The sequence below is a fragment of the Sphingomonas sp. genome, from assembly GCF_019746665.1.
In the GTDB taxonomy this organism is placed as follows: Bacteria; Pseudomonadota; Alphaproteobacteria; order Sphingomonadales; family Sphingomonadaceae; genus Sphingomonas.
Window position 1 is genome coordinate 14,316 of record NZ_JAIERS010000006.1, and the last position, 18,883, is coordinate 33,198.

The 18,883-nt window shown below is 68.5% G+C and carries 22 protein-coding genes; 14 read left to right on the top strand and 8 right to left on the bottom strand.

All coding sequences use genetic code 11. From position 1 onward, the window contains the following. Positions 1–81: 81 nt before the first annotated feature. From K2X73_RS04970 to gmk, 10 genes are all read left to right on the top strand, one after another. Positions 82–3,261, top strand: coding sequence for a YdbH domain-containing protein (locus K2X73_RS04970; protein WP_294109017.1), 3,180 nt, complete (start codon positions 82–84; stop codon positions 3,259–3,261). Next, entirely contained in the window at positions 3,258–3,440 is a 183-nt protein-coding gene (locus K2X73_RS04975; RefSeq protein ID WP_365980339.1) for a YnbE family lipoprotein, read from the top strand. Before K2X73_RS04970 ends, K2X73_RS04975 begins: the two co-directional genes overlap by 4 nt. Then, positions 3,440–3,808, top strand: a complete 369-nt coding sequence (locus K2X73_RS04980) for a YdbL family protein (protein ID WP_294109018.1) — start codon at positions 3,440–3,442, stop codon at positions 3,806–3,808. The genes K2X73_RS04975 and K2X73_RS04980 overlap by 1 nt, the downstream gene beginning before the upstream one ends. Positions 3,809–4,092: 284 nt before the next feature. Next, positions 4,093–4,413, top strand: coding sequence for an AtpZ/AtpI family protein (locus K2X73_RS04985; protein WP_294109019.1), 321 nt, complete (start codon positions 4,093–4,095; stop codon positions 4,411–4,413). Positions 4,414–4,428: 15 nt separating this feature from the next. Further along, on the top strand, positions 4,429–5,166 hold the full coding sequence (locus K2X73_RS04990) for a F0F1 ATP synthase subunit A (RefSeq protein ID WP_294109020.1): 738 nt from the start codon (positions 4,429–4,431) through the stop codon (positions 5,164–5,166). A 25-nt stretch (positions 5,167–5,191) separates the two neighbouring features. After that, positions 5,192–5,416, top strand: coding sequence for a F0F1 ATP synthase subunit C (locus tag K2X73_RS04995; RefSeq protein WP_294109022.1), 225 nt, complete (start codon positions 5,192–5,194; stop codon positions 5,414–5,416). A 35-nt stretch (positions 5,417–5,451) separates the two neighbouring features. Further along, the gene (locus K2X73_RS05000; protein ID WP_294109023.1) at positions 5,452–5,940 is read left to right on the top strand and encodes an ATPase; all 489 of its coding nucleotides are present in this window, start codon (positions 5,452–5,454) and stop codon (positions 5,938–5,940) included. Between the two features lie 12 nt (positions 5,941–5,952). Then, positions 5,953–6,492 carry a hypothetical protein gene (locus tag K2X73_RS05005; protein WP_294109024.1) on the top strand — a complete coding sequence of 180 codons (540 nt, stop codon included), beginning with the start codon at positions 5,953–5,955 and terminating at the stop codon, positions 6,490–6,492. Between the two features lie 112 nt (positions 6,493–6,604). Next, the gene (locus K2X73_RS05010) at positions 6,605–6,949 is read left to right on the top strand and encodes a hypothetical protein (RefSeq protein WP_294109025.1); all 345 of its coding nucleotides are present in this window, start codon (positions 6,605–6,607) and stop codon (positions 6,947–6,949) included. Between the two features lie 153 nt (positions 6,950–7,102). Beyond that, complete coding sequence (gene gmk / locus K2X73_RS05015; protein ID WP_294109026.1) at positions 7,103–7,759, top strand: guanylate kinase; 657 nt, start codon at positions 7,103–7,105, stop codon at positions 7,757–7,759. Positions 7,760–7,762: 3 nt separating this feature from the next. Here gmk and K2X73_RS05020 read toward each other — a convergent pair whose 3' ends face one another. Genes K2X73_RS05020 through K2X73_RS05035 form a run of 4 tightly spaced genes read right to left on the bottom strand, consistent with a single transcriptional unit; the run spans position 7,763 to position 10,340 of the window. Then, positions 7,763–8,443, bottom strand: a complete 681-nt coding sequence (locus K2X73_RS05020; RefSeq protein ID WP_294109027.1) for an ATP12 family protein — start codon at positions 8,441–8,443, stop codon at positions 7,763–7,765. After that, positions 8,440–8,646: a hypothetical protein gene (locus tag K2X73_RS05025; protein WP_294109028.1), complete on the bottom strand. Its 207-nt coding sequence runs from the start codon at positions 8,644–8,646 to the stop codon at positions 8,440–8,442. The genes K2X73_RS05020 and K2X73_RS05025 overlap by 4 nt, the downstream gene beginning before the upstream one ends. Continuing rightward, positions 8,643–9,308 (bottom strand): HAD-IA family hydrolase, encoded by a 666-nt coding sequence (locus K2X73_RS05030; protein WP_294109029.1) that lies wholly within the window; start codon positions 9,306–9,308, stop codon positions 8,643–8,645. Before K2X73_RS05030 ends, K2X73_RS05025 begins: the two co-directional genes overlap by 4 nt. 39 nt (positions 9,309–9,347) lie before the next feature. Continuing rightward, positions 9,348–10,340: a zinc-binding dehydrogenase gene (locus K2X73_RS05035; RefSeq protein ID WP_294109030.1), complete on the bottom strand. Its 993-nt coding sequence runs from the start codon at positions 10,338–10,340 to the stop codon at positions 9,348–9,350. 87 nt (positions 10,341–10,427) lie between these two features. Between K2X73_RS05035 and K2X73_RS05040 the strand changes: the two genes are divergently transcribed. The 4 genes from K2X73_RS05040 (at position 10,428) to K2X73_RS05055 (ending at position 15,135) form a co-directional block, all read left to right on the top strand. Continuing rightward, complete coding sequence (locus K2X73_RS05040; RefSeq protein WP_294109031.1) at positions 10,428–10,784, top strand: helix-turn-helix domain-containing protein; 357 nt, start codon at positions 10,428–10,430, stop codon at positions 10,782–10,784. 38 nt (positions 10,785–10,822) lie between these two features. Continuing rightward, on the top strand, positions 10,823–11,125 hold the full coding sequence (locus K2X73_RS05045; protein ID WP_294109300.1) for an HNH endonuclease: 303 nt from the start codon (positions 10,823–10,825) through the stop codon (positions 11,123–11,125). Between the two features lie 406 nt (positions 11,126–11,531). Further along, positions 11,532–11,855, top strand: coding sequence for a hypothetical protein (locus tag K2X73_RS05050; protein WP_294109032.1), 324 nt, complete (start codon positions 11,532–11,534; stop codon positions 11,853–11,855). Between the two features lie 346 nt (positions 11,856–12,201). Continuing rightward, positions 12,202–15,135, top strand: a complete 2,934-nt coding sequence (locus tag K2X73_RS05055; RefSeq protein ID WP_294109033.1) for a DUF4082 domain-containing protein — start codon at positions 12,202–12,204, stop codon at positions 15,133–15,135. A 110-nt stretch (positions 15,136–15,245) separates the two neighbouring features. On the opposite strand, the gene virB11 is transcribed toward K2X73_RS05055, so the two are convergent. From virB11 to K2X73_RS05075, 4 genes are read right to left on the bottom strand one after another with little or no spacing between them, the layout of a single operon-like run. Then, positions 15,246–16,259 (bottom strand): P-type DNA transfer ATPase VirB11, encoded by a 1,014-nt coding sequence (virB11, locus tag K2X73_RS05060; protein WP_294109034.1) that lies wholly within the window; start codon positions 16,257–16,259, stop codon positions 15,246–15,248. Then, positions 16,256–17,317: a TrbI/VirB10 family protein gene (locus K2X73_RS05065; protein WP_294109035.1), complete on the bottom strand. Its 1,062-nt coding sequence runs from the start codon at positions 17,315–17,317 to the stop codon at positions 16,256–16,258. The genes virB11 and K2X73_RS05065 overlap by 4 nt, the downstream gene beginning before the upstream one ends. Beyond that, positions 17,314–17,991 (bottom strand): TrbG/VirB9 family P-type conjugative transfer protein, encoded by a 678-nt coding sequence (locus tag K2X73_RS05070; RefSeq protein WP_294109036.1) that lies wholly within the window; start codon positions 17,989–17,991, stop codon positions 17,314–17,316. Before K2X73_RS05070 ends, K2X73_RS05065 begins: the two co-directional genes overlap by 4 nt. Then, positions 17,988–18,881, bottom strand: a complete 894-nt coding sequence (locus K2X73_RS05075; protein WP_294109037.1) for a type IV secretion system protein — start codon at positions 18,879–18,881, stop codon at positions 17,988–17,990. The genes K2X73_RS05070 and K2X73_RS05075 overlap by 4 nt, the downstream gene beginning before the upstream one ends. Positions 18,882–18,883 lie beyond the last annotated feature (2 nt).

Consider the following 18,883-nt stretch of genomic DNA (forward strand, 5'->3'; position numbering starts at 1 on the left):
AGGCGGGTCGCGCGGGGTGGCAATTGCCGTGCGTGCGGTTACTAGGGGGAACCCCGGCAGCGGGGGTAACGCGGAGTCTGTGTGGCGGATCACGAGCAAGCGCCGCCGGCCATCGCCCGGTCGCGTGGGGGGCTGGCGCAAGCGGCGACCGGCGGCGCGCTGGCGCTCGCCTTGCTCGCGGTGGGCGTGTGGAGCGCGCGCACCCCGATCGCCACGCGCTTCATCGACGATAGCCTGGCCGAACGCGGCGTGCCCGCGCGCTACCGGATCGCGCAGCTGGGGGTGCATGGCACCCGGCTCGAAAACCTCGTCATCGGCGATCCCCGCCATCCCGATCTGGTGGCGGATTGGGTGGAGCTTGCAACCGATCTGGGGCTGGACGGCGTCCGGCTGATCGGCGCGCGCGCCGGGCAGGTGCGGCTGCGCGGGCGGCTGGTCGAGGGCAAGCTGTCGCTCGGCGCGATCGACCGGCTGCTGCCGCCGCCCACCGGCAAGCCGTTCGCGCTGCCCGCGCTCGACGTGACGCTGAACGACGCGCGGATGCGGCTGGAGACGCCCGCCGGGGTGATCGGGCTGCGGCTGAGCGGACGCGGCGGGCTCGCCGACGGCTTTACCGGGCGGCTGGCGCTGATCGCCGACCAGCTTGGTAGCGGGGCGTGCCGCGCCGAGCGGCTGGCGGGGACGCTCGCGCTCAGCATCGCCCAGGCGCAGCCGAGCCTGCAGGGGCCGGTGCGCGCGGGGTCGCTCGCCTGCGGCGGCGCGGCGGCGCGAGGGGTGGTGGCGGAAACGACCGTGCAGCTCGATCAACGGCTCGATCGCTGGCAGGGGACGAGCCTGGTGAGCCTCGACGCGCTCGCCCACCCCGCCGCGAAGCTGCGCGCGGTGAGCGGGCGGATCGATTTCGACGGCGGGCTGGCGCGCACCCATGGCCAGCTCGATCTGCGCGGCGACGCGCTCGCCACGCGCCAGGCGAGCGCGGCGGCGGTGCAGCTGACCGGCGATTATCACGTGGGCCGCAGCGGCGCGGGGTTCGACGGGCGGATGAGCGCGCAAGGCGCGACGCTCGCCCCCGCCTGGCGCGCGGCGCTTGGCCAGCAGCGGGCGGCGGCGGCGGGTACACCCATCGGCCCGCTCGTCGCGCGCGCGGTTTCGGCGGCGAACGCGGCGGCGCGGCGCTTCGACGTGGCGAGCGATGTAAACCTGGTGAGCGACGCCCAGGGCTTCGACCTCGGCTTCGCCCATGGCCGGCTGACCAGCGCGAGCGGGGCGCGGGCGACGCTCAGCGGCGGCCAGGGCGTGCTGATCTCGCGCGCCGGGTGGCGGCTCGACGGGCTCCTGGCTTTATCGGGCGGGGGACTGCCCGAGGCGGCGCTGAAGCTGCGCCAGAGCGTCCCCGGAGGGGCTTTGCGCGGTACGGGATATGTCCGGCCCTACGCGAGCGGGGACGCGCGACTGGCGCTGGAGGGGCTCGACTTCACCACCGCGCGCGGCGGCACCCGCCTCACCAGCCGCGCGACGCTGTCCGGCCCCATCGCCGGTGGCCGGGTCGAAGGGCTGGTCGCCCCGCTCGCGGCGCGCTGGCGTGGGGGAACGCTGCTGCTTAACCCCGGCTGCACCCCGCTCGCCGCCGATCGCCTGGCGGTCGCGCGGATGACGCTCGTCGCGCCGCGCCTCACCTTGTGCGCCGAGGGGCCGGGGCTGGTGCAGCTGACCGGCGGACGGCTGCGCGGCGCGGCGCGGATCGCGGCGCCGGCGCTCGGCGGGACGATCGGCGACACCCCGCTCGCGCTCGCCGCCGACAACGCCCGGCTCGATCTCGCGGCACGCGCCTTCACGCTCTCCGGCGCGAATGCTCGCTTCGGCGCGGGCGAGGGCGCGACCCTGCTCGCCTTCCAGACGCTCGCGGGCACACTCGACAAGGACGGCGCGCGCGGCGATTTCACGGGCGGTGGCGCGCAGATTGGCACCGTGCCGCTCCGGCTCGACCAGAGCAACGGCGACTGGCGCTTCGCCGATGCCGTACTCCATGCGCAGGGCGGCCTGCGCGTCTCCGATCGGGCGAGCGCCGCCTTGTGCCCCGAAAACGGCCATTTCACCGCCGACGGCGACGATCGCCCGCGCTTCTGCCAACTCCAGGCACGCGGGGTGACGCTCAGCCTGGCGGATAATCGCATCACCGCGAGCGGGACGCTGCAAACCCCGGGCGCCGGCGTGCGCGTCGCCGAGGTGACGCTCACCCACGATCTCGGCAAGGCGAGCGGCCATGCCGAACTGTCGGTGCCCGGCGTCGCCTTCGGCCCCACGCTTCAGCCTGACGCGCTCACCCCCCTTACCTATGGCGTGATCTCGGCGGTGAACGGCACGGTGCGCGGCGAGGGGCAGCTCAGCTGGCACGGCGACAAGGTCATCAGCGCCGGCACTTTCCGCACCCAGGGCGCGAGCCTCGCCGCGGCGTTTGGCCCGGTGCAGGGCTTGAGCGGCGAGGTTCACTTCACCGATCTGCTCAAGCTGGAAAGCGCCCCCGGGCAGCGCGTTACCATCGCAAGCGTGAACCCCGGTGTGCCGGTGACCGGCGGCGAGGTGCGCTATCAGACGCTGGAGGGCGAGCGAGTGCACATCGAGGGCGGGCGCTGGCCGTTCGCGGGCGGCGTGCTAGTGCTCGATCCGACCACGCTCGATTTCGCCGAGCGCGCCGAACGCCGGCTGACCTTCCATGTCGAAGGCGTCGACGCCGCCCAGTTCCTGCAAAGCTTCGACTTCAAGAATCTGAACGCGACCGGGGTGGTCGACGGCACGCTGCCAATGCTGTTCGATGCGCAAGGGGGTAGGATCATCGACGGGCATTTGAAGATGCGCCCCGGCGGCGGGACGATCGCTTATGTCGGCGAACTCTCGCAGCGTGACCTGGGTTTCTGGGGCAATCTGGCGTTCCAGTCGCTCAAGGCGCTTGCCTATCGCGAGCTGGAAGTGACGATGAACGGCCCGCTCGAAGGCGAGATGATCACCGAGATCCGCTTCGCCGGCGTACGCCAGGGCAAGGGCGCCAAGAGCAATTTCCTTATCCGCCGGCTGCAACGTCTGCCGATCCTGTTCAACGTCCGTGTGCAGGCACCGTTTCGGCAGTTGCTCGGCAGCGTGGCGGATCTGTACGATCCCAGCCGGCTGGTCGAGCGCAATCTCAACCAGCTGATCGAAGCTCAGCCAGGTGCCCCCGTTCAGCCGCCCGCAAGCGGCACCGTGCCACAAGGAGAACCGAAGTGAGAAAACGGGTGATGGTGCTGGGTTTGATGATCAGCGGGGTTACGGGTGGCTGCGTGAACGTGGCCGCGCCCGACAAGCCGATCGTGATCAACCTCAACATCAACATCACCCAGCAGGTGGTGTATCGGCTTGATGGCCAGGCCAAGGAACTGATCCAGCAGAAACCGGGAATTTTTTGATGCGCAAGACAATCGCCTTCCTGACGATCGCCGGCCTCGCCGCCGCCACCCCCGCGCTCGCCCAGCGCGACCCGGCCTATGCCGCCGCGCGCGCCGCCGGGCAGGTGGGCGAGCAGCCCGATGGTTATCTGGGGATCGTCGGCGCACCCAGCGACGCGCTGCGGCGGATGGTCGCGGACATCAATCTACAGCGCAAGTCGGCCTATGCCGAGAGCGCCAAGGACGGCTCGACAGTCGAGCAATTCGCCTTCGTCTCGGGGTGCAACCTGATCGCGAAGACCGCGCCGGGCGAGAAATACCGCACACCTGGTGGCGAGTGGAAGACGCGCACCGCCGCCCCGCCGGAGCGCGACCCGCGCTGCTTGTGAGGGCGCGCGCTGACCCGACCCACCCCAACCCCTCCCTATCAGGGAGGGGCTCATAGAGGAATGACCGGCCCTCTCCCCTCCCTGGAAGGGAGGGGCCGGGGGTGGGTCGAGGCAGCGCGCCGCCCTGGCAACGCCAGCCCCAAACCGTGCTCCAACCCGCCCCGGTTGACTCGCTCTGTCACCCTTTCTAAACGGGCGCCGCGACGGGGGTAGTCACACAAACGTCGCATGACGAGGCGCCCGCCCAGGCATCAGCCGGGCGGCGTTTTTATACCAGGAAGAGAATGCGCGCGTTGGCTGACGATCGCCAGAACCGACCCGACGAGCTTGACGCCCGTATTGCGCGCGCCAAGACCGAGGCCGGTATCGGCGTGACCAACAACGCCGCCCGCGCCGAAGGGCGCGGCTGGGCGATCGGGATCGAATTCGTCGGCGCGGTGCTGGTTTCGGCGGCGCTCGGCTGGGCGATCGATACCTATGCCGGGCTCGGCACGCGCCCCTGGGCGATGGTGGTGCTGCTGCTGCTCGGCTTCGCCGCCGGCACCCGCCGCGCGATGCAAACCTCGGCGCAGTTCGACGCCGACACCAGCGAGGATAAGAGGTAAGCCTTGGCCAGCCCAATGCATCAGTTCACGGTCAACAAGCTTCACCCGATCAACATCGGGGGCTTCGACGCGTCGTTCACCAACTCGTCGCTGTGGATGCTGGTCGCGCTGGCCGCCGTCTCGATCTTCCTGTTCGTCGGCACCGCCCGGCCGCAGCTGGTGCCCAGCCGCTGGCAAGCGGCGGTCGAATATATCTATGATTTCGTCAGGAATATGCTCGACACCAATGTCGGGCCGGAAGGGCGCGCCTACGCCCCGCTGATCTTCTCGATCTTCCTGTTCGTGCTCGCGTGCAATCTGCTGGGCCTCATCCCCTGGGTCGGTGCGTTCACGCCGACGAGCCATGTCGCGGTGACGTTCGGGCTCGCGATGATCGTGTTCGTCACGGTGGTCGTGGTCGGCTTCCTGCGCCACGGGCTGCACTTCTTCTCGCTGTTCTGGCCCCATGGCACCAATGTCGTGCTCGGCGCCTTCGTGTTCGTGATCGAGTTCCTCTCGTTCCTGTCGCGCCCGTTCACGCTCGCGATCCGGTTGTTCGCGAATATGACCGCGGGGCACGTGCTGCTGCAGGTGTTCGGCACCTTCGTCGTCGCATTGGGCTCGTTCGGGGCGCTGCCGTTCGTGTTCGGGCTGCTGCCGCTGGGCGTGAACATCGCGCTGTCGGCGCTCGAGGTGCTGATCGCGGTGGTGCAGGCCTATGTCTTCGCGCTGCTCGCCTCGATCTATCTGAACGACGCGATCAACCTCCACTAACTTTTAAAACGGAAAGGGTTTTCTCATGGACGTCGCAACTGCTGCTAAGATCGGTGCGGGCCTTGCCGCGATGGGCGCGGGCCTCGCCGCGATCGGCGTGGGCTCGATCTTCGGCCAATATCTGAACGGCGCGCTCCGCAACCCGGAAGCCGATGCCAAGATGGGCGGTCGCCTGATCTTCGGCTTCGCGGTGACCGAAGCGCTCGGCCTGATCGCGGCGGTCGTCGCGCTCGCGCTCGCCTTCTCGTAAGGCTTTCCTTTCGCATTCGGTGAAGTGGCGGGATCATGCCTCAATTTGATTTTGCGAACGTCTTCTGGCCGCAGCTGATCTGGCTCGCGATCTTTTTCGCGATCCTCTATTTCGGCGTTGTCCAGCTCACCTTGCCCAAGCTCGGCAAGGTGATGAACGCGCGCGAGGATCAGGTGAAGGGCGATCTCGTCACCGCCGAAAGCGCCAAGGCCGAGGCCGACAAGCTGAAGGCCGACTATGATAGCGGCGTCGCCGCCGCCCAGGATCGGGCGCGCGCGACGCTGGGCACGGCGCGCGGCGATGCCGCCAAGGCGCTCGAAACGCGGCTCGCCGAGGCGGGCGCCGCGATCGAGGCCAAGGCGGCGGCGGCACAGGCCGAGCTCGACGCCGCGCGCGCGAAGGCGCTCGGCGAGATCGAAGGCGTCGCCGCCGAAGCCGCGGCGGCGATCGTCGAAAAGCTGACCGGCGCGCGCCCCGCCCCGGCCGAAGCCGAAGCCGCCACCCGCGCGGCGCTCGCGGCCTGAGGGAGACGCACGATGCTTTATGCGCTGACCGTCGCGGTCGAAGGCGGCCACGCCAAGGCGACCTTGCTCGGGCTCGATTCCGAAGGCTGGGTCTATGTCGGGCTCACCATTTTCCTGCTGCTCGCGATTTTCGTCGGCAAGGCGCCGCAGAAGATCGTCGAGGCGCTTGACGGGCGCATCGCCGAGACGCGCCGGCAGCTGGACGAGGCCAAGGCGATCCGCGCCGAGGCCGAGGCGCTGCTGAGCGAAGCGCGCAGCCGCACTCAGGCGAGCGCCGGCGACGCCGCGGCGATCGTCGCCCAGGCCGAGGCCGACGCCAAGGCGATGCTCGCCAAGGCCGAAAGCGACGCAGCCGAGCTGATCGCGCGCCGCAGCAAGATGGCCGAGGATAAGATCGCCGCCGCCGAACGCGGCGCGCTGGCCGAGGTGCGCGCCCAGGCGGCGCAGGCGGCGACCCGCGCGGCGGCCGAGCTGATCGGCGCCCGCTATGGCGCCGAGGCCGACAAGACGCTCGTCGACCGCGCGATCGCCGGAATCGGGCGCCCCAACTAATTCGGTTCGGCGCGGCCGTTACACACTGCGACACTTAATCACTGTTGCTTGTCAACGACATCGGTCAAGCTCCTGCCGTCGACTCAAGTCGTCGGAATGATCGAGGCTGCGCATGAAGCTGTTCGTCACCGCTGCAATTATCGCAATTCTGGCCGTTCCCGCGGCGGCGCAACAGGCGGGGGCGGTGACGCCTTCGGCCAATGCCGGCAGCGACGGCACGGCGACGACGACAGCGCCCGCCGCGACGCTGACGCTCGACACCCCGCTCGAAGCTTTGGTCGCCAACCCGAAAGCCAAGGCGGTGCTCGACCAGGTGCTGCAAGCGGACATCACCCAGAACCCGTTTTACGAGCAGATCAAGGTGATGAGCTTCAACCAGATCCAGCCACTCTCCAACGGCCAGTTGAGCGATGAGACGCTGAAGAAGATCGGCCAAGGGCTCGCGGCGATCAAATAAGCGGCGGCGGATCGGCGTCGTGATCGATCGGGTCGCCCTGGCGCCGCCAGGGCGGCTTTCTTTTCTCGGCGGTATGGCAGACATGATCGATGCCGCATCGATCGGGCAGTTGCCTGCCTTGACGAGTACCCGCCCCCCGCGCCACTAGCGCGCATGGCTGATCTCGACCCTCATGGCTTCAAGCGCCGCGGCGTGCTGTTCGTGCTCTCCTCGCCTTCGGGGGCGGGCAAATCCACCATCGCGCGCAAGATGCTCGAGGAAGAGCCCAACCTCGCCATGTCGGTGTCCGCCACCACCCGCCCGATCCGGCCGGGCGAGGAGGACGGCGTGGACTATCACTTCGTCTCGCTCGATCGCTTCCGCGCGATGGTCGCGGCGAATGAGTTCCTCGAATGGGCGCACGTCTTCGGCCATCGCTATGGCACCCCACGCGCGCAGGTGGAGGCGATGCTGAGCCAGGGCAAGGATGTACTGTTCGACATCGACTGGCAGGGCGCGCAGCAATTGTTCCAGATCGCCGGCGGCGACGTGGTGCGCGTGTTCATCCTGCCGCCGTCGATGGAGGAATTGCGCGGCCGGTTGGAACGGCGTGCGACCGATTCGCCCGAGGTGATCGACGCGCGGATGCAGCGCGCGGCCGCCGAGATCAGCCATTGGGACGGCTATGACTATGTGCTGGTCAACGACGATGTGCAGGCCTGCTACGCGCAGGTGAAGAACATTCTCGCCGCGGAGCGGTTGAAGCGCTCCCGCCAGACCGGGCTGATCGGCTTCGTCCGCGGGCTGATGAAGCGCGGCGAGCACGCCTAAGCGCTAACGGGCCAGAGTGAGGAACCGCACCGCCGCCTCATAATCGCGCCGCCGCGCTGCCTTGGCCTGGAGCGCGAGATCGTCGTCGCCCCATTGCTCGGCCTGCCACTCCTCGTCGAGCGTGGCGGCAAGCCAGAGCTGCTCCGCCCCCGCCGCCCCGTCCGCGAGCGCGAGGGCGCCCACTAAAGTGCCGGTGATCGTCACGATCGGGGAGAGCGCGGCGAGCGCGAAGGGCGGGTAAGCGGCCAGCGCCGCGCCGAGCCGGGCCACCGTCTCCGCCGGCTGCGCGCGGTGCATCACGCCCGAAGTCACGACGAAATCGACGCCGAACGCTCGCCGCGCCCAATCCAGCAGCGGATCCCACGCCGCTGCCTGGCGCGCGACAAGCTCGGCGGGGCCATCGGCGCGGTAATAGAGCAGGTCGCTCTCGCCATAGACCGCCAGGCCCACGGCGAACCCGGCGGGATCGGCCGCGACCCGGTCGATTGCCGCGTTGGCGAGCCCGGTCAGCGGCATCGCGCGCGGGTCGAGCGTCTCGCCCACGCCGCGCCATTCGTCCGCCACCGCCTCGGCGAGCGCGGGGGTCGGCAGCATCAGCGCCGCCCGGCCTGGGGTGCGCACCGGCTTATCGTCGAGCCGGATGCCACCTTCCACGACATGAACCTCGCGCCAAAAACGCTTCATTGTTCGCTGCGCCAGCGCCGCGCGAGCGCACGCGGCACCACCCCCAGCACCCACAGGGCGGCGATCACCAGCGCGATACCCACCACCTTGCCCAGCGTCTCCTCCGCCCGCGCCGCGAGGACCAGCCCCAGGCACGCGCCCACCAGCGCGCCGATCTGGACGAGCGAGATTAGCAGGAAGCGCCCCCGCGCCGGATCCCTCATGCCAGCATCGCCGAAAGCTCGCCGACATCCTCGGCCACCGCGATCGCGCCAGCGGCGACCAGCTCGTCATTTGGGTGATAGCCCCAGCCGACGCCGATCGCGCGCACCCCGGCGCTCACCGCCATCGCCATGTCGAAGCTGGTGTCGCCGATCATTACCGCATCCTGCGCGGCAGCCCCGGCCTCGACGAGAGCGGCCTCGATCATCGCCGGATGCGGCTTGCTGGGGTGGCGGTCGGCGGTTTGCAGCGTCACGAAATGGCGAGCGATGCCGTGGTGGGCGAGGATATGCGCGAGGCCGCGATCGGACTTGCCAGTCGCCACCCCCAGCTGCCAGCCTTGCGTCGTGAGCGTCTCCAGCAGCTTGGCGATGCCCGGATAAAGTGGCTCGGCGCCGATCGTGCCGGCGCTGCGCAGCTCGAAGAATGCGGCGCGATATTGGGCGACCAGCCGCTCGTGCAGCGCGCCATCGGCATCGGGCAGCAGCGATCGGATCACCTCGGCCAGGCTCAGCCCCACCTGGCGGCGGATAATCGCCCGCGGCGGCGGCGCGAGGCCGACATCGCCAAAGGCCCGCTCCATGGCTGTGCAAATGTGATGCTGGCTATCGACCAGCGTACCGTCACAATCGAAAAGCGCGAGGCGAACGGGGGCGGCGGGCATCGCCAGGGCTTAGCCAAGCCGCCCCCGGCTGGAAAGCCTTCAGCCGATATCGAGCACCAGCTTGCCCACCGCCTTGCCACTCGCAAGCTTGGCGTGCGCCGCGCCGGCATCGGCCAGTGTGAACCGCTCGGGATCAAGCAACGGCTTCAACCGCCCCGCCTCCACCAGCCGCGCCGCGCGCGTCAGGATGTCGCCGTGCCGCTCCAGGTCGCGGTCGCGCAGCATCGGCACGAGCATGAACACGACGTGGAGCGTCGCGTTGTGCGGCATCAACGGACCGAGATCGAGCGCCGTATCGCGTGCGAGGATCGTCGCCACTCGCCCATTGGTCGCGACCGCCGCGATCGATGTGGCGATGTTCGCGTTGCCGATCGTATCGAACACCACGTCATAGCCCGCCCCGCCTGTGCGGGCGGCGACATAGTCCGCGACCGGGGTGCTGCGATATTCGATCGCGTGCGCCGCCCCCAGCTCGCGCGCGATTAAGGCTTTGTCGGGGGAGGAAGCGGTCGCGTCGACGATCGCCCCGGCCAAGTGCGCGAGTTGCACGCCAACATGGCCGACGCCGCCGGCCGCGCCATGCACCAGCACCCGCTCCCCCGGCTGAACCTTGGCGCGCTCGATCAGTGCTTCCCAGGCGGTGATGGTGACGAGCGGCAGCGCCGCCGCCTCGCGAAAGGAAAGATTGGCGGGCATCCGGGCGAGCAGCCGGTGATCGGCGCGCATCTCGCTCGCATAGCTGCCATCGCGCCCGATCAGGCCGCCCGCGCAGCCATAGACATGGTCGCCCGGCGCGAAGCCTGGCACGGCGGCGCCGATCTCGGTGATCTCCCCCGCCAGGTCGCAGCCCAGCACGACCGGGGTATTGGCGATGTCGCCATAGGCGCCACCGCGGATCTTGGTGTCGATCGGGTTGATCCCCGCCGCGCGCACCGCGATGCGCACCTCGTTCGGCCCAAGCGGCGCTGACGGCGCTTCCTCCAGGCGAAACGGCGCATCGGGGCCAAGGGAATCGAGAACCAGGCGCTGCATGGAAAATCTCCGCTGTTGTTGCCCGCCCCCATTTGGCGCTAATGCCAGCCAGCGCTAGTACGCACTATTTTGAAGGGTAGTATCCTTATGGATACCGAAGAACTGATCCATCGCCCCTTTGGCTGCTCGGTCGAGGCGACGCTGTCGGTTATCGGCGGCCGGTGGAAGCCGGTTATCCTGTTCAGGCTGATGGAAGCCGATCATCTCCGCTTCAACGAGCTGCGCCGCATCCTGCCGAGCGCCATCACGCAAAAGATGCTGACCCAGCAATTGCGCGAGTTGGAGGCGGACGGGGTGGTCGAGCGGCGGGTTTACGCCGAGGTGCCGCCGCGCGTCGATTACCGGCTCACCGCGCACGGCCGCAGCCTTGCCCCCGTGTTGATCGCGATGCGCGATTGGGGTGTGAAGCACATGGCCGAGCGCATCTTCGACGTCGCTGCCTGATGGCGGGCAAGCTGCGCCGCCGCGCGGTGGTCGCGGCGATGGAAGCGGCGGAGGCGGCGCGGGCGGTGGTGCGCGATTGCGCGTTATGCGAACGGCCGCTCGGCAAGCGGATCGAATGGCATCACGTCCTCCCCCGCAGCGAGGGCGGGAAGGACACCGTGCCGCTCCACCCGATCTGCCACCGCACGATCCATGCGTGCCTCACCAACGCGGAGATCGCGCGGGCTTACCATGACATGGTGGCGCTGCGCGCCCAGCCCGAGATCGCGCGCTTCGTGCAGTGGATCGCGAAGAAGGAACCGGATTTTCACGCTCCGACGCGGCGGGCGAAGCGGGAGTAGCCGTGGGGACCGGGCTAAGCTCATGGCCGATGGCGAGCGTGAGCTGTGGCGCGGGAAAACAGTGCTGCCAGCGATGGCCTTCACGCCCGTCGGTCCCTGAGCGACGACCAGCGCAAAATCAGCAGGGTGCCGGCGCAGGGCGTTGGTCAGCTGGATGTGTTGCCTAGCGATGCCGGCAGCGAAAAGGCCGTTCTGGTGGGCCATTCCATGGGCGGCTGGGTCGCGCCCATTTTCCCCCGACCTACCCGGCGCGGACGGAACGGCTGATCATCATCGATGCCGCCCGCTGCAAAGCGATCTTCGAGGGTGAGCCGCCGCTCGATCTCGATCCTTTGACGGTCGCGCAAGCGCAAGCGCTCATGGCGCTGCTGGAGGACACGAAGCCCGCCTCGGCGATTTAGGCGGCGTGATCTGGCTGCTCGCCAGTCACGATAGCGTGCCTTTCCGAACCAGCGACGGTCATTCGCAGGGGTCGCGCCTATTGCGCGGGGTGCGCGCGGTAACAAGCAAAGTCTATGATGCCTGTGGGCATCAGGTGCCGGCGTCGCGGAGAGCGACCCTCATCGAGATCGACGGTTCGGAAGGCGAGGGTGGCAGGCCGATCGTGCGCCGCGCGAGCGCGCTGATGATACCGCCGTCTGAGTCGTTGCACCGACAAAACCAACTGCTCGATTCGTCTGTCGATTTGTTGCTGCGGACGACCTTTTTCCCGGCGACCGTTAACCAGTAGCTCGCCCAAGCCATGCCGATAGGGAATGCAAAAGAGAAGTGAAGAGGCAGCTCATTCTCATAGAGCATGATCAGAGCCCAAATCGGGGCACAGATGGTGCTCTCAAACCTTTGTATCGGTGCCAAAACGGTGTAGCGAAAGAACGTAGCGGTCGATACAGATAGCAATCGGCATCGAAATCATAGCGTAAACAGCCTTTGCCGCCCATCGTCGTGTTTTTACCAAGGTTTTACAGGGCGGCTTTGTAACCCGTGGTGCCACTAACGACGGTCATTGTGCGCGTCTAGGAGATAAGAATATGAAAAAAGCTGTTTTTCTCTTTCTCGCATCGACGGCATTCCCTGCCTTGGCGCAAAGCTGCCCGAGCCAATATGCCAACTGGGCCGCACCGGCCGCGCTGTTCGACGGGCTGACGCCGGCCAACCCCGACGCGTCGGACGAAAAGCCATATGAGCTCGGCACGCTGGTCGAGGCGCAAAGCGACGGCATCATCACTCATTTGCGCTTCTATCGCGCGCCTTCCGAGACCGGCAGCCATATCGGCCGGGTTTGGGATGCCAATACCGGCCAGGAGCTGACGCAGGTTGAATTCTATCGCGAGGGTAGCGCGGGCTGGCAGGTGGCGACGCTGCGCACCCCGCTCGCGTTGCGCAGCGGCCAACGCGTGATCGTCTCGGTCAACAGCAACATCCGCTTCCCGATCAGCGTCGGCGGGCTCGCCGAGCCGATCTCGCGCGGTGGGCTGACTTCAGTCGGCAGTCTGTTCGGGCCGCAGGGCGTGGCGCCCGCGCAGAGCTTTGGCCAGTCGAACTATTTCGTCGACGCGGTGTTCCGCGCCGGCAACAGCAACGCCGCCGCTCCGGTGACCACCAGCACCCCGGGCTGCATCACCAATCCGGTGGGCGCGGTCGAAATCTCGACGCTGTTCGGCGATCGCACCCCCGCCAATGCCGATGCGACCGACAACCAGCCCTATGAACTGGGCACGATCGTCACCCCCACGTCCGATGGGCAGGTGACGCAGATCCGCTATTTCAAGGCGCCCTCGGAAGGCGGCGCCCATACCGGGCGCATCTGGTCGCTCGCGACCGGCACCCAGCTGGCGAGCGTGACCTTCCAGAACGAGACGGCGTCGGGCTGGCAGGTCGCGACGCTCGACACGCCGCTTGATCTGCAAGCCGGGCAAAGCGTCGTCGTCTCGGTCAACAGCAACAGCCACTTCCCGATCGCGGTGGGTGATCTCGCTCAGCCGGTCGCGCGCGGCTATCTGACGACCGCGACCGATCGCGCCGCCGGAGTCTTCGGCGCCCCGGGCACGCTGCCGACGAACAGCTATCAGAACTCCAATTATTTCGTCGATCTGGCCTATCGCGCCGAATCGACGCTGTTCGGCACCAAGGAGCCGACGCTCAGCAACGCGTCGGACAATGGCACCGCCTATGAACTCGGGCTGCGCTTCGTCCCGCAGGTCGATGGCATGATCACCGGCTTCCGCTTCTGGAACGCGCCGAGCGAGACCGGATCGCACCGCGCCACCCTGTGGAGCAGCAGCGGCGAAAAGCTGATCACCGCCGATTTCACCGGCGAAGCCGGCGAAGGCTGGCGCGCCGTCCGCCTGCCGACGCCATTCGCGGTGCGCGCGGGCCAGACCTATGTGATCTCGGTCAACAGCAACGGCTTCTTCCCGATCAGCTATCACGTGTTCGACAACGCGCCGGTCACCTCGCCGTGGCTGGCCGCGCCGAATGACGGGCAGAACGGGCTGTACGGCGAGATCGGCCAGTTCCCGACCTCGACCTATCAGGCGAGCAACTATTTCCGCGATGTCGCCTTCCGCCCCGGCAATTCGCTGACGCCGCCGGCGGCGATCGACATTGTCGGCGGCACGCCGACGCCAACGCCAACGCCCACGCCTACCCCGACGCCCACGCCAACGCCCACGCCGACTCCGACGTCGACCGAACCCTGGGCGGTGCGTGGCTATCTGGGCTGGATCCGCGATCTCGCGAGCCGTCCCTCGGCGCCCGATGTCCGCTGGCCGGACATCTCGATCGACGACGATCTGATCCGCGATTATGATCGGGCCGGCGCCTTCGTGGCGAAGCATGGTGGTACCTCGATGGAGATTTGGGGTCTCGCCGCAGGCGGTACGGAGGGATCGCCGGGCTATTCGGTCGATGTCGAGAACACGATCACCCCACAGCGGCGCGAGCAGATCCGCCAGATCGTCGACGGCCTCCATGCCAAGGGGCTGAAGGTCGTGGCCGGCATGGGCGGTATGTCGTGGGGCTTTGACCAGATCGTCCAGGCCAACCCCTCGATGCGGTGCTCGAACAGCCCCTATGTCGCGAACCCCACGGTCGAGCTTTCGTGGACCTATCAGAACCGGATCATCGATTATCTGATGAGCCTGGGGGTCGACGGCATCACCGTCCAGCCAGCCGACCAGGGCACCTGCGCCGAAGGCAATCCCAATGGCCTCAGCGACGTGCGCTACCACGCCGCTATCGTCGAGCGGATCGGTGCCTATATCCGCAGCAAGTATCCGGGCGCGATCATCGGCAGCGCCAATTATGGCGCGGGCTTTAGCAACCCCGACGATCTGCCGGGCGTGCAGCAATTCACGCGCAACATCGATTACGTGGTCGACATCAATGACACCGCGGTTGGCGGTGGCGCGGGCTATCGTGCGCGGCTGGTGCGCGCGATCGCTCCGGCACTGCTCGGCCAGCAGGCCGATCCGGGGCCGATCGCGCCGGTCCATTTCGATCGCCTGTCCTGGTTCCTGCCCACCTTCCAGCGCACCGTCGCCAACCTGAAGCGGCTCTATGCCGATGGCGGGCGCGCGGCCGAGAACTTCATGCGCATGCTCGCCAATCCCGGCGATGAAATCTCGGTGGCGATGTTCCTGGAATATGAGCGCAATCCGGCGAGCGACATGACCGCGAACCTGAACGCGTTCCTTACCGAGACCTACGCGCCAGTGGATAGCGTCGCGCTCGACGAGCTGCGCAACCTCTTCATCGACTCCGAAAACGCGTACTTCAACAACGCCTATTCGGAGAACTCGCTGGTCGAGGCTTATTACAACTTCTACGACCGGGGCCGGCCGTGGCTGCGCGACAATATGTCGGCCGCCGGGCGTGCCGCGTACCGTCAGGCGCTGCTTGGCCTGATCACCCGGGCGCAGGCGTTGCAAAGCCGGGTTGGCAACAGCGCGCGGGTTGGTGACATCATCACCGCGATGCGCTCGGTCGTCAGCCAGATCGAGCAGATGTAACGATCAGCCGGCCAATCCCCCGCCGCGCGGGGGATTGGCGCGGCGATCGAGACGATGAAAAGCCGCCGGGCCGCGATGGCTGCCCGGCGGCTTTTTCGTTGGCTGCTAGCTTATCGCGCGCCGTCGCGCCGCAGCTGCGCGGGCGTGGTGATCCGGCTGATGACGCGCCGTCCCGCGACACGATCGAGCTGGACGAAAATGTCGATCACGCTCAGCACGTAATGGACGATGTCCTCGCGCCGCAGTTGCGCGCCCGATTGCAGGATCAGCAGCGCCAGTTGCTCGATCGCGCCCTCCGGACTGTCGGCATGGAGCGTGGTAAGCGATCCGGGATGGCCGGTGTTGACTGCGCGCAGGAAGGTATAGGCCTCCGCCCCGCGCAGCTCGCCCAGGATGATGCGATCGGGGCGCATCCGCAGGCTCGCCTGGAGCAGCGCCTCCTGCGTCACCCGCGCCTCGCGCAATTCGCCGCGCACCGCGACCAGTCCGACAGCATTGGCATGGGTGAGCTGAAGCTCGGGCGTATCCTCGATCAGCAGCAGTCGCTCGGTCGGCGGAATTTCCTTGATCAGCGCGTTCAGGAACGTCGTCTTGCCGGTGGAGGTGCCGCCCGACACCAGGATGTTACGCCGGGCGCGCACCGCTTCGGCGAGAAAGCGGTCAAGCATCGCGGGATCGCTCGGCACGGTGGGAGCGAGCGCTGCGCCGGCGTCGGTTCGCGTCCCCGCGAAAGCGCCGCCCGCTGCATAGTCGCTCAGCCGCAGGTCAGCGACGACATGCTTGCGGATCGCGATCGCCATATCGCCCCGCGTCGCCGGTGGCGCGACCACCTGCACGCGCGAACCATCGGGCAGCGTCGCGGACAGCAACGGATGCTCGCGGCTGATGCCCTGATGCGCGAGCGCCGCGATCTGCCGCGCGAGCCGCCACAGCTGAGCCTCGGTCAGCTCGGGCGCGAGATGATGCTCGAGCGCGCCGCCGAGCGTCTCGATCCACAATTCGCCGGGGCGATTGATATAGATGTCGGTCACGTCGCCGCGCGCCAGCACGGGCAGCAGCGGACCGAGATAAGCGTCGAGATAACGCGGCGGCGCCCCGGCGGGATCGTTGGCGGCGTCGCTCATTCGCGTGAGGGTGCGCCGCCGAAATCGAGATCGCGCGCGACGAAGATCGCGATTTCGGCGCCCTGCCGCACCTTGATCGTCGGATTGGGGCTTACATTGGGGAGCAGCGACTGGCCGACATTGGCCGCTTGCGCCGGTAGCCCGACATAGACCGAACCCGAACGCGGCTGTGATGCCAGATTGACGCCCACGGTCAGCGCCGATTGCAGCACCGCGTTGGTGAAGCGTTCGAAGAAATGCGTGTTCACCCGGCCCGCCAGCCCCGATCCGCCGAGCGCGTCCGCCCCCGGCGAGCCGATGCGGATGGCGACGCCGTCGGGCCGGATCAGCCGCGTCCAGGTGACGAGCACGCGGCGCTGGCCGGGCGCGACATCGGAACGATATTCGCCGATCAGCCGGCTGCCGCGCGGGATCAGCACCCGCGAACCATCAAACCCGCGCGCATCGCGCGAGACGATCGCGCGCGCGAGGCCCGGCTTGTTGCTGTCGATCGGAGTCTCGAGCACCGCCGCGATCAGCGTCCCCTGCGGCACCAGCGAGCCGCGATTGCGGATGATCGTCGCGCGGACGGCGGTATCGTCGCTGGCGGTGGCGGTCCCGCCGCTCGCGGCGCCGGTATTGTCGGCGGGCGAGAGGTCGACGACCATCGCCGGCTCGTTGCCGCCGCTCGTCGGGCGCGGCGGGGCGGGCGGCGTCACCGGCAAGGCGACCGGCGCGGGCGGCGGGCGATAGACCGGCAGCGGCGCCGGCGCGGGCGCGGCGGGCGCACGGATCACGCGTTCGATCACGACTGGCGCGGGCGGCGGCGGGGGCGGCGGCAGCGAGAGCGGCGGCGCGGGGGCGAAGGCGCCGGTCGCGGCGACGGCGGGCCGGTCGCGCTCGGGCGCGGTGAGCGCGCGCCGCCGGGCGTCGAGCACTACGAACAGCAGCACCCCCAACAGCGCGAAGCCGATCGCGATCACGATCCCCGGCGGGCCGCCGCGGGGCAGCGCGACGACCGGCCGCACATCCTCGGGCGGTGGCAGGGTGGCGCGGGGATCCTCGCCGGGCGCGCTCATCGGCTGTCCTTGCGCCGCGCCACCGCGACTGCCTTGCCCAGCCGGAATACGAAGCGCTGCGCCGTCCCCTCGATCACATAAACCCCGTCACGCACCGTGCCGTTGACGATCGCCTCCTTGCCACGCGCATCGACCTTATAGACCGCCGGCATCGTCACCTCGGGCGCCCACATGATCGAGGTGAAGGTGCCATCATCCGACATGGCGGTGGGCCACAGCGTCTGATCACCGCTCAGCCGATAAGTGGTCGCCTGCGCCTCGACCGTGACATCGGGCGCGCGATCGACCCCGGGATAAGTGAAGCGCACCGAATAGGGCAGGTCCGGCTCGCCACCATAGGCCGGCACCAGCGCGAAGTTATAGCGGCGGGTATCGGTGATCACGGTCATGTTGGTCGCGGTGCCGCCCTGCATCGGCTTCACGAACAGGTGATCGGCGCGGCGGTTGGGGGTGGCCTGCCAGGCGGCGCTGTTGCCGACCGCTACATTTTCGATCCGCTCATCCTGGGAGAATTCGATCGTCACCGCGAAACCGGTCGCGACGCGCAGCGTCACGACCTGCTCGGCGTCATATTCCACCGACTGGATATGCGGATCGCCCGATCCGGGCCGGGGCGTCACGTCCGCCGCCGCCGGCGCGGCGAGCAGGCAGAGCAGCGCGAGCGCGCGTTTCATTGCCGCCCTCCCGGTGGCGAAAGCGTAGCGCCCGGCGCCCGTCCCGGCGCATTTGTCGACCGGGCGCCCGGCACCGTGGTCGGCGCCGCGCGACCCGTTGGCAAGGCGGGCGCGACGGCGGGCGCCGCAACGGCGGGAGCCGTCGCAACGGGCGCCGTCGCCACGACCGGCGATGCGGCGACGGGCGCGGCTACGGTGGCGGGCGCGGGTGGATCGGCCGGCGTCACCGCCTCTTGATCGCGCCGATACCGCACCACCTGGAACCCGAGCGGATTGACCAGCCGATCCTCGACCGCCATCGGCGCGCCCGAAAAGCGATAGCGGATCACCGCCACGAAGGCGGCGCGCGGCCCGCCGGTCTGCCCTTGGTCGATCCGCTGCGTTTCGAACCGCACCAGCGCGGCGCCGGGGCCGATCGGCGAGACGCTCTTCACCGTCACCGCCAATGTGCTGGTGCGCGGCAGCCGGTTGAGCGGGCTGTTGGGGTTAGACGCAGGGATCAGCGCCAGATAGTCGCGCCGCGCAGCGTCGGCCGACCACAAGGCGACCTTGCGATAATTGGCGTTGATCCCGCTGATCTCGAAGCTTTCGCGCGCGATCACATATTGCGCGAGCAGCGACTGGGTGAGCGCGTCATCGGGGGTGATGTCGTTGGCGCCGGTGCCTTTTAGCGCTTGTACATAGCCGGTATGACGATCGACCAGCAGCGTGTAGGGAACCACGGTCTTGAGCGGCGCGAGCGCGACCAGCGCCACCGCCTCGAGCGCGGCGACGCCGGCCGCCACGCCCGCCACGATCCAGGCGGTGCGGCGCGAGGCGCGCAGCGCCGCCTGCCGGTCCTCCGCCCAGCTGGCGGCTTGTGCGAAATAGGCGTCGGTCTGCTTGTTCATCA

Coding starts and splice junctions, on each gene's coding strand:
- K2X73_RS05030 (WP_294109029.1), bottom strand. CDS start 9,308: ATGCCCGCCGCCCCCGTTCGCCTCGCGCTTTTCGATTGTGACGGTACG.
- gmk (WP_294109026.1), top strand. CDS start 7,103: ATGGCTGATCTCGACCCTCATGGCTTCAAGCGCCGCGGCGTGCTGTTC.
- K2X73_RS04985 (WP_294109019.1), top strand. CDS start 4,093: ATGCGCGCGTTGGCTGACGATCGCCAGAACCGACCCGACGAGCTTGAC.
- K2X73_RS05070 (WP_294109036.1), bottom strand. CDS start 17,991: ATGAAACGCGCGCTCGCGCTGCTCTGCCTGCTCGCCGCGCCGGCGGCG.
- K2X73_RS05005 (WP_294109024.1), top strand. CDS start 5,953: ATGCTTTATGCGCTGACCGTCGCGGTCGAAGGCGGCCACGCCAAGGCG.
- virB11 (WP_294109034.1), bottom strand. CDS start 16,259: ATGAGCGACGCCGCCAACGATCCCGCCGGGGCGCCGCCGCGTTATCTC.
- K2X73_RS05035 (WP_294109030.1), bottom strand. CDS start 10,340: ATGCAGCGCCTGGTTCTCGATTCCCTTGGCCCCGATGCGCCGTTTCGC.
- K2X73_RS05025 (WP_294109028.1), bottom strand. CDS start 8,646: ATGAGGGATCCGGCGCGGGGGCGCTTCCTGCTAATCTCGCTCGTCCAG.
- K2X73_RS05075 (WP_294109037.1), bottom strand. CDS start 18,881: ATGAACAAGCAGACCGACGCCTATTTCGCACAAGCCGCCAGCTGGGCG.
- K2X73_RS04990 (WP_294109020.1), top strand. CDS start 4,429: ATGCATCAGTTCACGGTCAACAAGCTTCACCCGATCAACATCGGGGGC.
- K2X73_RS05045 (WP_294109300.1), top strand. CDS start 10,823: ATGGAAGCGGCGGAGGCGGCGCGGGCGGTGGTGCGCGATTGCGCGTTA.
- K2X73_RS04995 (WP_294109022.1), top strand. CDS start 5,192: ATGGACGTCGCAACTGCTGCTAAGATCGGTGCGGGCCTTGCCGCGATG.
- K2X73_RS05040 (WP_294109031.1), top strand. CDS start 10,428: ATGGATACCGAAGAACTGATCCATCGCCCCTTTGGCTGCTCGGTCGAG.
- K2X73_RS05020 (WP_294109027.1), bottom strand. CDS start 8,443: ATGAAGCGTTTTTGGCGCGAGGTTCATGTCGTGGAAGGTGGCATCCGG.
- K2X73_RS05065 (WP_294109035.1), bottom strand. CDS start 17,317: ATGAGCGCGCCCGGCGAGGATCCCCGCGCCACCCTGCCACCGCCCGAG.
- K2X73_RS04980 (WP_294109018.1), top strand. CDS start 3,440: ATGCGCAAGACAATCGCCTTCCTGACGATCGCCGGCCTCGCCGCCGCC.
- K2X73_RS05010 (WP_294109025.1), top strand. CDS start 6,605: ATGAAGCTGTTCGTCACCGCTGCAATTATCGCAATTCTGGCCGTTCCC.
- K2X73_RS05000 (WP_294109023.1), top strand. CDS start 5,452: ATGCCTCAATTTGATTTTGCGAACGTCTTCTGGCCGCAGCTGATCTGG.